Origin of the sequence: Labilithrix sp. (assembly GCA_019637155.1) — a bacterium.
In the GTDB taxonomy this organism is placed as follows: domain Bacteria; phylum Myxococcota_A; class Polyangia; order Polyangiales; family Polyangiaceae; genus Labilithrix.
Genome location: JAHBWE010000010.1, coordinates 200,616 through 212,696, shown reverse-complemented (window position 1 = coordinate 212,696; position 12,081 = coordinate 200,616). Strand labels below are relative to the sequence as shown.

General features: G+C 71.6%; 11 protein-coding genes. 10 read left to right on the top strand and 1 reads right to left on the bottom strand.

Annotation, left to right across the window (positions count from 1 at the left end):
• Positions 1–56 precede the first annotated feature (56 nt).
• Together KF837_22355 and KF837_22350 are read left to right on the top strand one after the other, a co-directional pair.
• Entirely contained in the window at positions 57–1,349 is a 1,293-nt protein-coding gene (locus tag KF837_22355) for a DUF814 domain-containing protein (protein ID MBX3230081.1), read from the top strand.
• Positions 1,350–1,395: 46 nt separating this feature from the next.
• Positions 1,396–3,954 carry a dynamin family protein gene (locus KF837_22350; protein ID MBX3230080.1) on the top strand — a complete coding sequence of 853 codons (2,559 nt, stop codon included), beginning with the start codon at positions 1,396–1,398 and terminating at the stop codon, positions 3,952–3,954.
• Here the strand turns inward: KF837_22350 and KF837_22345 are convergent.
• Positions 3,951–5,555: a sel1 repeat family protein gene (locus tag KF837_22345; GenBank protein MBX3230079.1), complete on the bottom strand. Its 1,605-nt coding sequence runs from the start codon at positions 5,553–5,555 to the stop codon at positions 3,951–3,953. The genes KF837_22350 and KF837_22345 overlap by 4 nt on opposite strands.
• A gap of 51 nt (positions 5,556–5,606) precedes the next feature.
• On the opposite strand from KF837_22345, the gene KF837_22340 reads away from it, so the two are divergent.
• The 8 genes from KF837_22340 to hprK all read left to right on the top strand — a co-directional run bounded on the left by KF837_22340 (position 5,607) and on the right by hprK (position 12,073).
• Positions 5,607–6,080: a hypothetical protein gene (locus KF837_22340; GenBank protein ID MBX3230078.1), complete on the top strand. Its 474-nt coding sequence runs from the start codon at positions 5,607–5,609 to the stop codon at positions 6,078–6,080.
• Between the two features lie 17 nt (positions 6,081–6,097).
• On the top strand, positions 6,098–6,850 hold the full coding sequence (locus KF837_22335; GenBank protein MBX3230077.1) for an ABC transporter ATP-binding protein: 753 nt from the start codon (positions 6,098–6,100) through the stop codon (positions 6,848–6,850).
• Positions 6,851–7,058: 208 nt separating this feature from the next.
• Positions 7,059–7,496, top strand: a complete 438-nt coding sequence (locus tag KF837_22330) for a hypothetical protein (protein ID MBX3230076.1) — start codon at positions 7,059–7,061, stop codon at positions 7,494–7,496.
• Between the two features lie 133 nt (positions 7,497–7,629).
• Positions 7,630–9,153 (top strand): RNA polymerase factor sigma-54, encoded by a 1,524-nt coding sequence (gene rpoN, locus KF837_22325; GenBank protein MBX3230075.1) that lies wholly within the window; start codon positions 7,630–7,632, stop codon positions 9,151–9,153.
• Between the two features lie 10 nt (positions 9,154–9,163).
• Entirely contained in the window at positions 9,164–9,901 is a 738-nt protein-coding gene (locus KF837_22320; protein ID MBX3230074.1) for a hypothetical protein, read from the top strand.
• A 42-nt stretch (positions 9,902–9,943) separates the two neighbouring features.
• Complete coding sequence (gene raiA / locus KF837_22315; GenBank protein MBX3230073.1) at positions 9,944–10,279, top strand: ribosome-associated translation inhibitor RaiA; 336 nt, start codon at positions 9,944–9,946, stop codon at positions 10,277–10,279.
• A gap of 46 nt (positions 10,280–10,325) precedes the next feature.
• Complete coding sequence (locus tag KF837_22310) at positions 10,326–10,862, top strand: PTS sugar transporter subunit IIA (GenBank protein MBX3230072.1); 537 nt, start codon at positions 10,326–10,328, stop codon at positions 10,860–10,862.
• Positions 10,859–12,073 (top strand): HPr(Ser) kinase/phosphatase, encoded by a 1,215-nt coding sequence (gene hprK, locus KF837_22305; protein ID MBX3230071.1) that lies wholly within the window; start codon positions 10,859–10,861, stop codon positions 12,071–12,073. The genes KF837_22310 and hprK overlap by 4 nt, the downstream gene beginning before the upstream one ends.
• Positions 12,074–12,081 lie beyond the last annotated feature (8 nt).

Genomic DNA, 12,081 nt, shown 5'->3' with positions numbered 1-12,081 from the left:
AGCGTACGCCCGAAGAAACCCGGTCCGCCATGGCGCGCGTATGATCCACCCGGCCCATGCCCGCGCTCGTCCAAGAAGCCGCCTGCTCCGAGCGCGTCGTGGTCCTGAAGGTGCGCGTCCCGGGCCGGACCTCGCTCGTCGTGGTCGCGGCCGGCGGCGCGGGCCTCCTCGATCCCGAGGTCCGGCGCACGCTGTGGGGCGGCAAGCTCCCCGCCGGCGCGGAGCGCCAGCGCGCGCGGGAGGACGCGCTCGAGGGCGCGCACGTGGTCGCGCTCGGACCGGCGGAGGTCTTCGTCGATCAGCGCGGCGACGCGCGCGTCCTCCGCGTCCAAGGCGGCCGCGTCGTCGTGACCGACGGCGGCCCGGGCGAAGGCGCGGTCCCGTTCGAGGCGCTCGACCGTGGCGCGCTCGAGGAACGCGGCGAGGCGATCGCCGCCGCCGTCACCGCGGCCGCGCTCGATCTCCGCCGCGCCGAGGTGACGCGCCTCCTCGACCGCGCCGCGCAGAAGATCGCGCGGCGGCGCGAGGCGGTGCGCGGCGACCTCGACAAGATCGGCCAGGCCGACCGCATCGCCGCGCAGGCGCAGTGGCTCGTCGCGGAGGCGGCGCGCGCCCCGCGCGGCGCGACGAAGCTCGTCGTCACCGACTGGTCGAGCGGCGAGGCGGTCCCGCTCGAGGTGCCGCTCGATCCGAGCAAGAGCGCGAAGGACCAGGTCGCGGCGATGTTCAAGCGATCGAAGCGCCTCCGCCTCGGCGCGCGCATCGCGGAGGAGCGCCTCGCCCAGACCGAAGCGCAGCTCGGCGCGATCGACGAGGCGCGCGCGCGCGTGGCGTCGGCGTCCGAGCTCCCCGCGATCGACGAGGCGCTCCACGCCGCGAAGCGCGCGGCCCCGCGCGACGTGACGCTGCCGGGCGCCCTTACGCACGCGAAGCGCAAGGACCCCTCCGCGAAGACACGCGTACCGTTCCGCACCTTCTTCGCGCGGAGCGGGCGGAGGCTCTTCGCGGGGAAGGGCGCGGCCGATAACGACGCCCTCACGCTCCACGTCGCGCGCCCGCACGATCTCTGGCTCCACGCGAAGGACAAGACCGGCGCCCACGTCATCGTCCCCCTCGACAAGGGCCAGACCTGCCCGGCGGAGGACCTCGTCGACGCGGCCCACCTCGCCGCGCATTTCTCCGACGCGCGGAGCGAGGACGTGGTCGATGTACAATACACCGATCGCCGCTACCTCCGGAAGCCGAAGGGCTCGCCGCCGGGCTTCGTCGTCGTCGATCGGGAGAAGGTCCTGGTCCTCCGCGTCGAGCCGGAGCTCCTCCGCGGCCTGCTCGAGCGGGAGGACGCGTGACGCTCAACGTGTCCAATGGTTTCGGAGCGCGTGATAAACATGCGTCATGTCACGGCTCGCGGAGACGATCGCGGGATGGTTCGGGCGCGTCGAGGTCGTGCTCGCCGGCGTCGAGGGCTACCTCCGTGACGGGGAAGAGGCGCTCGCGCGCGGCGACGCGATGGCCGCGCGCCGCTCGGCGAAGGCGATGCTCCAGCGCGTGCCGCACTCGCCGCTCGGCCTCGCGCTCCTCGCCGACGCGTGCGAAGCAGCGAAGCTCGACGCGGAGCTCGCCCTCACGCTCGAGGAGCTCGCCTCGCGCGTCGGCTCGCGCGCCGAGGTCTGGGTGCGCCTCGGGCGCGCCCGCGAGCGCGTCGGCGCGCCGATCGACGAGGCGCGCGACGCGTTCCTCCGCGCGCTCGCGGTGGCCGAGGCCGGGAGCGACGCGCGGCGCGAGGCGCTGCTCTGGCTCGCCGATCGCGACCTCGCGAACGGCGACGGCGATCGCGCGGAGCTGTGGCTCGAGCGGCTCGGCATCACGAAGGACGCCGACGTGCAGCTCCGGCGCGCGGAGGCGCGGCTCCTCCAGGACGACCTCGAGGGCGCGAAGACCGTGCTCGCCGCGCTCGAGGCCGACCCGACCGACGCGCGCGCGGCGCTCGTGCAGGGGCGCGTCCTCGCCGCCACCGGCGACGCCGCCGCGTTCCCGCTCCTCGTCCGCGCGATGGTGCTCGAGGCCCGCGGCGCGAGCGAGGCCCTCGCCTCCGCCCTCGCGTGGATCCCGACCGACGAGGCGACGCGCGCGCGGATCCGCACGGTCGTCGCGGGCAGAGGAGAGAGCGAGGGCGCGCGGTGGCGCGCGGCGTTCGCGCGCGCGGAGGGGCGGCGCGACGAAGCCCGCACCGCGCTCGTCGCCGCGGTCCGCAGCGGCGACGTGAGCGCGGCGCGCCCGCTCCTCGACGCGGCGCTCGAGGACCGCGATCACGCCGCGCTCGCGGTCGCGCTCGGGCTCCTCTCTTCGCAGGAGAAGAGCGACACGAAGGACGCCGCGATCGAAGAGGCGCGCCTCCTCCCCTCCCCCGCGCGGCTCCGCGACGCGGGCGAGGCCTCCGCGATCCTCGACGAGCTCGGCGGCGTGTCGTCGCCGCGCGCGCGGGCGTGGGCCGACGCCGCGCGGGCGGAGGCGCTCGCGACGTGGGTGCCGCCGTCGGGCGCGCCGAGCGACTGGACCAAGGTCCTCACCCGCCTCGACCTCCACGCGCGCGGCCTCCACGCCCTCGACGCGACGGCGAAGGTGGCGGAGCTCGCGATGGAACGATCGCGCCCCGTGCGCGTCGCGATCGTCGGCGAGTTCAACGCCGGCAAGAGCACCTTCATCAACGCCGTCATCGGCGCCGACGTCGCGCCGACCGGCGTGCTCCCCACCACCGCGACGCTCCATCACCTCCGCTACGCGCCCGATCCCTTCGCCCGCATCCAGCTCCACGACGACGCGCCGGGCGAGGTGAAGGAGCGCATCGTCCCCTCGAGCGAGCTCCGCGCGGCGCTGAAGAGCGCGGGCGAGGAGCACGTGAAGCGCGTCGAGATCCTCCAGCCGATCGCGTCGCTCACGCGCGTCGAGATCCTCGATACTCCCGGTTTCAACGCCCCCGACCTCCGCCACACCGTCGCGGCGCGCTCCGCGTTCGAGGAGGCCGACGCCGCGATCTGGCTCCTCGACGCGGGCCAGCCGCTCAAGCAGACGGAGCTCCGCATCCTCGACGAGGCGCGCGTCACCGCGCTGCCGGTGCAGCTCCTCGTCAACAAGGCCGACCGCCTCAAGCCCGCCGACCTCGACACCGTGATGGCGAACGTGCACGAGTCGCTCGCGGAGACGGGGCTCACCTCGTGGGCGCCGCCGCTCGCGCTCTCCGCGCGCCTCGCGCTCTCGGGCAAGCTCGGCGACGAAGATGCGCTCGCGAAGTCGAACTGGGAGAACGTGCAGAAGCTCCTCGACGAGCAGCTCGTCGGCCGCAGCGTCGAGCTCAAGGAGCGCGGCCTCCGCCGCCGCGCCGCGCGCGTCGTCACGCTCATGCTCGAGCGCGCGCGCGAGCACGCGAGCGACGAGCGCGCCAAGATCGACGCCGCCCGCGCGCGCGCGCAGGAGCTCGCCCTCCGCGCCGCGTCGCTCGAGCGCGAGGCGGATCAGGCGGCGCAGGTCGTCGCCGGCGCGCTCACCGCCCCGGCCGCGGAGTGGAAGCACGACCTCGACGTCGTCGTCACCGGCCGTGATCGCGAGCAAGCGGCGAACGATCCGACCCTCATCCGCTACCGCATCGATCGCGCGCGCGACCGCCTCGCGCCGCCGCTCGCGAAGGTCCTCGCGAGCATCGCGATGGGGCAGACGAGCACGCCGGTGGAGGGCGCGCGCGCCGACGACCTCCTCCCCGTCGTCCACGCCGCGGTGCGCACGTTCGCGGCGACGAACGGCAAGGCCGACGCGCTCCTCCCGCTCACGCGCAGCGCGATCGCGTCGCTGGTGGAGCACCTGATGGACCTCGCCGCCGCGCCGCCGATCCGCGGCCAGGCCGAGGGCCGCGTCGCGGAGCTCGAGGCCTTCCTGAAGGCGCTCGAGCCGCGCTCCTAGCGCTTCGCCGCCGCGCACGCCTCCTCGACGCCGCCCTCGCACGCGCGGACGAACGCGGCGCGGGCCTTCGCCTCGTCGGCGGGGCGGCCGGTGCCGTTCTGGTACATCATCCCGAGGACGAGGCAGCTCCCGCGATCGTCGCCTTCGCACGCGCGCTCCATCAGCGCGAGCGCCTTCGCCGGATCGCGCTCGACGCCGTTGCCGGCGAGGTAGTGCGACGAGAGCGCGGCGCACGAGGCGGACGCGCCGCGATCGCATGACGAGCGGAGGAGCGTGACCGCGCGCGCGACGTCCGTCGACGTGCCGCGCCCCTGCGCGTACATCTGCGCGAGGTTCGCGCAGCCCACCTTCGAGCCTCCTTCGCACGCGCGCTGGAACGCGCGGAGCTGCTCGGCGTCGTTCGGCGGGAGGAACTTCATCACGAAGAGGGCGCCGTAGCTCTCGCAGTCGTCGGCGCTGCCGCCGTCGCAGCCGCGCTTGAACGCGGCGACGACGTCGACCTTGTCGCCCGCCTTGAATTTCGTCGCGCCGACCGCGGTGCACGCCGGGAACCAACCGTCGCGGCACGAGCGCTCGAGGAGCCCGAGGTCGGACTTCATCGCGCCGAGCCGCCCGCATCCCTCCGCGACACCGCCGTCGCACGCGCGCTCGTACAGCTTCACCGCTCGATCCGGCGCCGTCTCGCGCACGGACTTGCCGAGGTACACGCAGCTCACGAGCGAGCCGCGCGTGCACTGCTGCTCGCACTCGATCGCGTTGCTCGGGTCGCAGATGAACGGCGCGTCGGCGCTGCGCTTCCCACACTTGCCGTCGTCGAACCGCACGAGCCCGGGCGGGCACTGCGGCGGCTCCTCCGCGACCGTCGCCGCGCCCGCCTTGATCGGGCGGAGCCGGAGCCGCAGCGGGCTCGCGCAGCGCGCCGGCGGCGTGTCCTTCGTGGGGTCCGCCGCGCGGCACGCCTCCACCGAGCCGTCGCGGTTCTCGACGAGCTCCTCGCTGCCGCTCGACGCCGAGGCGGCGCCGGCGAGGAGGTCCGCCGCCGCCGCCGTCTTCGCGCGCGTGCCGGTGCGCATGACGAAGGCGCCGAGCGTCGCGCTTCGCACGAAGTGGGTCGCGCCCGCGCAGTCGCCCTTCAGGTCGCTCGGCGCGACGTCGAGGCGCGAGCTCGTCTTCGTCCCGACGAGGGCGAGCGCGACGTCGAGGGTCGCGCCGCGCTCGAGCGAGCCCTTCAGCGTGCCCGAGAGCGCGCCGCCGGAGAGCGGGAGGTTCGCGCGGATCTCGTCGGCGTCGACGAGGCGAATGAGCTGCTCCTTCTCCGTCACCCCCGCGAACGCGTACGAGCCCTCCGCCGAGCAGTCGCTCAAGATGCGGAGCTTGTCGCAGTCGTACGCGACGACGACGGTCCCCTTTCCGAGCGCGGCCTCGAGATCGCCGCGCTTGTCGACGCGCCAGTCGACGACGAACGGCTCGCTGCGCTCCGCGACGAGCGCGCACGACGGCGCGCCGGCGGCGGCGGCGTACGTCGGCGCGGGCGGACGCACCGCGGCGGCGCAGCCCGCGACGGCGAGCGCGAAGAGAGAGACGAGGAGGCGAGAGGTCACGCCGGCACGTTAGCGTGCAACCGAGCGGCGAAGAGACTAGGATCGACGGGCATGGCGCTCCGCCGCTTCGTCCTCGCTGCCTCGATCGTCGGCATGTCGTCGACGTTCGCGCCGAGCGTGACCGCCGATCCGCTCCTCGACGTCGGCAAGGGCGACGTGAGCGTGCAGGCGGACAGCCTCGAGATCGACGTCGCGACGGGGACGGCGGTGCTCGCGGGCAAGGTCGTGCTCTCGAAGGGCGACCTCACCGTGCGCTGCCCGCGCTTCGATCTCAAGTTCGACGCGACCCCGCACGTGCGCTGGGCGAAGGGCTCCGGCGGCGTCGTCGCCGACGTGCGCGGCGTCCACGGCGAAGCGCCGGAGGTCGAGCTCGACCTCGTGAAGCAGACGCTGGAGATGCGCGGCGGCGTGAAGCTCTCGCGCGGTCAGGGCTGGATCCAGGCCGAGAAGGCGACGATCGAGCTCGCGACCGCGAAGGTGACCGCGACGCAGATCAAGGGCTCCATCCCCGTCCCCAAGCCCTGACGCGAGACGCGAACGACGTGACGGACGCCATCGCCGGGATCGCCGTCAAGGTCGCGCGCGGCACGAAGACCATCCTCCGCGGCGTCGACCTCAGCGCGCGGAGCGGCGAGGTGCTCGGCGTCCTCGGCCCGTCCGGCGCCGGCAAGTCGACGCTCTTCCGCGCGCTCGTCGGCGAGAGCAGCGTCGCCTCCGGTCGCGTCGAGCTCTTCGGCGCCGACGTGACGAAGCTCCCGCTCTGGGCGCGCGCGCGGCGCGGCCTCTCGTACGTCCCGCAAGCGCCGAGCGTGCTGTGGGACCTCTCCGTCCGCGACAACCTCGCCTCGTACTACCGCGTCGTCCACGCCAAGCCGGCCGCGGCGGGCGAGATCACGGCGATGGCGGCGCGCGTCCAGCTCGCCGATCACCTCGAGGTCCGCGCCGGCGAGCTCTCGGGCGGCGAGCGGCGGCGCCTCGAGCTCGCGCGCGCGCTGACGCGTCCGCCGAAGGTCCTCGTCTGCGACGAGCCGTTCGCCGGCGTCGATCCGCAGCAAGCGAGCCGCCTCGGCGACATGTTGCGGAGGCTCGCGGAGGACGACGGCGTCTGCATCTTGCTCGCGGACCATCACGTCGAGGAGGCGCTCCGCGTCTGCACGCGCGCGGTGCTCCTCCTCGACGGCGAGGTCGCGGTCGAGGCGGACCCGCAGGGCTTCCGCTCCCACCCGCTCGTCGCGTCGCGTTATCTCGGGAGCTGGGCGCGCACGATTCCGCCGCCGTCCGCGGATTCCACATGACCTCGTCGATCACCCCAATTCCTTTGCGGATCACAAAGTTCCGGGATGATCCGAGACCACCTGGTGTCCGCGTGTGCGCGAGGTGATCTCACGCGTTTCCGCCTATTTCCATCTGAAAGGCCACTGCAATTTCGATCACCCCCCCGACTTTCAGAACGGCACGCTGGCTGCACTTGGTCTGGGCACAACCACGAAGGGAAGGGTTCTCATGCTGCCGGCCAACGATGATCTCCAGGCTCTCGATACTCAGGACCAGCTCGTCATCGCCGCAGGCGCCGAATGGTTCAAGCTCCCCGGCCAGCCGATGGTCGTGCTCGAGACGCGGATCCCGTTGCGCCGTCTCCTCCTCGCGCTCGGCGAGCTGAAGATGCGCACGCCGAACGCGGTCCTCCCCGTCACCGCCGCGTTCGAAGCGGGCTGGCCGGGCGAGCGCGCGACGCCGACGGCGGCCGCGATGCGCGTCTACACGGCGGTCCACACGCTCCGCCGCATGGGCCTCAAGGGCCTGCTCATCCGCCGCCGCCGCGGCTACGTCCTCGACTGCGCCGTCCAGATCGCGGCGAGCGAGAGCCAGTTCCCGCCGGCGATGCCGCAGGACGACGACTCCCTCGAGCTCCTCGCCGCGCCGATCGCCCAGAGCGCCTGAGCGCTCACCTGGATGTGCGCGGCGCGTTTCTGTAAAGCCCGCGCAACACCAGGCCGGCGTTGGAACAGTTTTCGCTTTCGCGACTTGGCTCGGTGTGTAGACTTTCTCTGGCGGACATCCGCCCGAGAAGCGCATGGAAATCAAACAACAGCTAAAGCTCAGCCAGCAGCTCGTCATGACCCCGCAGCTGCAGCAGGCGATTCGCCTGCTCCAGCTCTCTCGGCTCGAGCTGATCGAAGAAATCCGCAAGGAATGCGACGCGAACCCCGTCCTCGCCGACGAGGACTTCGAGCCCCGCGCGCGAACCTCCGAGAACAACAGCGCCTCCACCATCGAGACCACGTCGATGGAGCAGGGCGAGCGCCGCATCGACATGCTCGACGAGCGCAAGCGCCACGAGACCGGCGAGGCGCAGAAGACCGACAACAAGCAGACGAACGAGATCGACTGGGAGCAGTTCCTCGAGAACCGCACCCTCCAGCAGCCCCTCCCCGCCAACCGCGGCGGGTTCGAGGAGATGCCGCCGATCGAGCAGAACCTCACGAAGGGAGAGTCGCTCGTCGATCACCTGCGCTGGCAGATCCAGATGAGCGACATGACCGACGCGGAGAAGCGCTTCGCGGAGCTCGTCCTCGGCAACCTCGACGATCAGGGCTTCCTCGACTTGAAGGGCGTGGAGCGCCCCGACGGCACGCGCACCCCCGACCTCACGATCGAGGAGCTCGCGAACGAAGCGGGCGTCGATCCCGAGGACGCGCCCGAGGTGCTCCGCATGATGCAGGAGTTCGATCCCGTCGGCGTCTGCGCGCGGGACCTCCGCGAGTGCCTGCTCGTGCAGGCCGAGGTGTTCGGGCACGAGGACCTCGACATCCAGATCCTCGACAAGCACCTCCACAACCTCGAAAAGCACAACTACCAGGCGATCGCGCGTGACCTGAAGGTGCCGGTCGAAGAGGTGTACGAGTCGGTCAAGGAGATCCAGAAGCTCGAGTCGCGCCCCGCGCGCAACTTCAGCGAGACCGACGAGAAGCAGATCGCGATCACGCCCGACGTCTACGTCGTGAAGGAGGCGGAGAAGTTCATCGTCTCCGACAACGACCGCGGCGTGCAGCGCCTCTACATCAACGAGGCCCTCACGAAGCAGCTCCTCAAGGACCCCAACGCGAAGGAGTTCATCGGCGAGAAGCTCCGCAACGCGCAGTGGCTCATCCGCGCGATCGAGCAGCGCCGGAAGACGATCATCCGCGTCACCGAGTGCATCGTCGAGAAGCAGCGCGACTTCTTCGAGAAGGGCGTCAGCTACCTCAAGCCGATGATCCTCCGCGACGTCGCCGAGTCGGTCGGCATGCACGAGTCGACGATCTCGCGCGTCACGACCAACAAGTACGTCCACACCCCGCAGGGCCTCTTCGAGCTGAAGTACTTCTTCAACTCGTCGATCCGCCGCGTCGCGGAGGAGGACATCGCGTCCGAGTCGGTGAAGCAGGCGATCAAGAAGATCATCGACGGCGAGGACAAGCAGAACCCGCTCAGCGACCAGGCGATCGTCGAGATCCTCGCGAAGCAGGACGGCATCCAGATCGCCCGCCGCACGGTCGCGAAGTACCGCGAGATGCTCGGCATCCTCGCCTCCAGCAAGCGAAAGAAGCTGTTCTGAGCGTCGCGGCATGAGGTCCTTCGCCGCGCAGGACTTCATTCATCTGCCTCCTCTCGGGGAGGCAGGGACGCTCTCGCTCGTCGAGGAGCTCGAGAACGTCGCGCGCCGCGAACGGCTGTCGCCCGACGCGCTCCAGGCGATGACCCGCCTCATCGCCTCGACCGACGATCTGAAGCAGCGCATCCGCGCGCGCGAACGGTCGGGCTCGATGGCCGACCCGCGGGCGCGCGCGGCCGACCGCCAGCTCGACGACGCGTGGGGCGCGCTGCAGAGCTGGCTCCTCGGCTGGACGAAGCTGCCGGAGGAGGCGCACTCGCGGGTGCTCCACGCCCGCTCGGTGTACAACGGGCTCTTCCCGAAGGGGCTCCAGTTCCTCACGCTCGACTTCAAGGACGAGTGGACCGAGTCGCAGAACCGGCTCGATCGCATCGCCTACGACCGCTGGGACGTCGTCATTCAAGACCTCGGCGGCGGCGCGTTCCTCCACGCGCTCCACGCCGCGCACGCCGCGTACGGCGCGGCGCTGCACATCACCGGGCAGAGCTCGACGCCGGAGCCGGACGCGCTCGTGCGCAAGGCGCTGGAGCAGACCCACATGTCCCTGCGCGACTACGTGGCCCAGGTCGCCGCGATGGTGCGCCGCGACGACCCGAGCACCGTCGCCGCGGCGACGAAGCTCCTCGCGCCCCTCAACGCGCGCGAATTCGACGACGACGTGACCGAAGTTTCGCGGCGCGCCGTCATGTAGTCAGCGATACACTCGATCGAGACCAACAAGGAGGTCCCACGAATGAACATCTCCATCACCTTCCGGCAGATGGAAGCGTCCGAAGCGGTGAAGGGCTACGCGAACGAGAAGGTGGCGAAGCTCCAGAAGTTCCTTCGGCAACCCATGCACGGACAGGTGACGCTGAGCTGTCAGAAGACGCTCCACTTGGCCGAAGTCGATCTGCACTCGGGCGGCGCGCACTACCACGCGCACGAGGAGAGCGAGGACATGTACGCGACGATCGACAAGGTGATCGACAAGCTCGAACGCCAGATCCGTGACGAGCACGGCGCGCGCTCGAAGAAGGGCTCCGACCGCGCCTCCGATCACCTCCTCCCCGACGAGCCGGAGGAGTGATCGCGCGCCGTTCGCTCGCCTCCACTCCCCCTCCCTCCGAGCCATCATGCTCCTTTCCGACCTCCTGTCGCCCGAGCGCATCGGCATCCAGCGCAGGGACCCAGGGTTCAACAAAGAAGCAGCCATCGCCCGCCTCGCCGAGCTGATCGGCGAGCGTCCGGGCGTCAGCGTCCGCGACGTCGAGCAGGCGCTCCTCGATCGCGAGCAACTCCAGAGCACCGGCATCGGCGAGGGGGTCGCCATTCCGCACGGCGCGCTTCCGCAGCTCAACGAGCAGGTCGCCGCGCTCCTCATCGTCCCCGACGGCGTCGAGTTCCAAGCGATCGACGACGCCGCGGTGACCATCCTGTTCGGCGTCATCACGCCGAAGCGCGCGACCGGCGAGCACCTCAAGACGCTCGCTCGTGTCTCGCGGCTGCTCCGCAACAAGGACTTCCGGCAGCGCCTCATCCACGCGCCGGATCCGCAGGCGGTCTTCGACCTGATCCGCGCGGAAGAGGCGGCCTCGCCCTCGATCCCGGAAGGCCGCGCGAGCGAACGTGACATCGCCGCCGCGAAGGAGAGCGACAAACGGGGGCCATGAGCGAATCGCCGTCCGACCCGCCCGCGCGCTCGGCGCCGCCGCCGATGCTCGACATCACCGTCCGTGAGGTGATCGAGGACACGCGGCTCGGCATCAAGCTCGCGCGCCTCGCCGGCGAGAGCGGGCTCGGACGGCCGATTCGCCACCCGCGCGTGCAGAAGAGCGGCCTCGCGCTCGCGGGCCACTACTACGGCGTGGTCCCGACGCGGGTGCAGGTCCTCGGCGAGACCGAGCTCTCGTACCTCGAGACGCTCGGCACCGATCAGCGCGGAGAGGCCGCGCGCGGCTTCTTCTCGCTCGGGCTCTCGTGCGTCGTCGTCACGCGCCGCGCCGACTGCCCGCGCGCGATCGTGCAGGCCGCGGAGGCGACCGGCACGCCGCTCTTCATGAGCGACGCGCGCTCGAGCCGCTCGATCAACGCCTTCCACGCGCTCCTCGACGAGAAGCTCGCGCCGTCGACGTCGCTCCACGGCGTCCTCGTCGACGTCTTCGGGATCGGCCTCCTCCTCCTCGGCAAGAGCGGCATCGGCAAGAGCGAGTGCGCGGTGGAGCTCGTGCTCCGCGGCCACCGCCTCGTCGCCGACGACGTCGTCCGCTGCGAGTGGCGTCCGCCGGGCATGGTCTTCGGCTCCCCCGCCGACATGCTGCGGCACCATGTCGAGGTCCGCGGGCTCGGCCTCCTCAACATCAAAGACCTTTTCGGGGTCACCGCGGTCCGCGAGCGCAAACGAATCGACATGATCGTGCGACTCGATGAATGGGACGAAAAGAAGGAATATGATCGGCTCGGCGTGGACGACGAGCACTACCCCATCCTCGGGACGCCGATCCGGCTCGTGACGGTGCCGGTCCGGCCCGGCCGCGACATGGGCGCGATGCTCGAGATGGCGGCGCGCAACGAGCTCCTCCGCCGCGCGGGGAAACACAGCGCGCGCGAGCTCCTCGCGCGGCTGGAAGAGAACGCCGGCATCGCGCCGGAGATGGCGATCGAGGATCAGCCCGAGAGCGTCGCGCTCACCCCGATCTCGGGGGCGAGCTCGGGCAACCTCGGCAGCGGCACCCCCGCGCCGAACAGCAGCGTCGCGCTGCCGGGCTGGGGCGACTCCGATCGCGCGATCCCCGCCGCGCAGCGCCTCCCCTCGAACGAGAGCTCCGCCTGGATCCCGGTCTATCGCCCGAACGACCGCGGAGGATCGGGGGGCGACGGATGATGACGCCG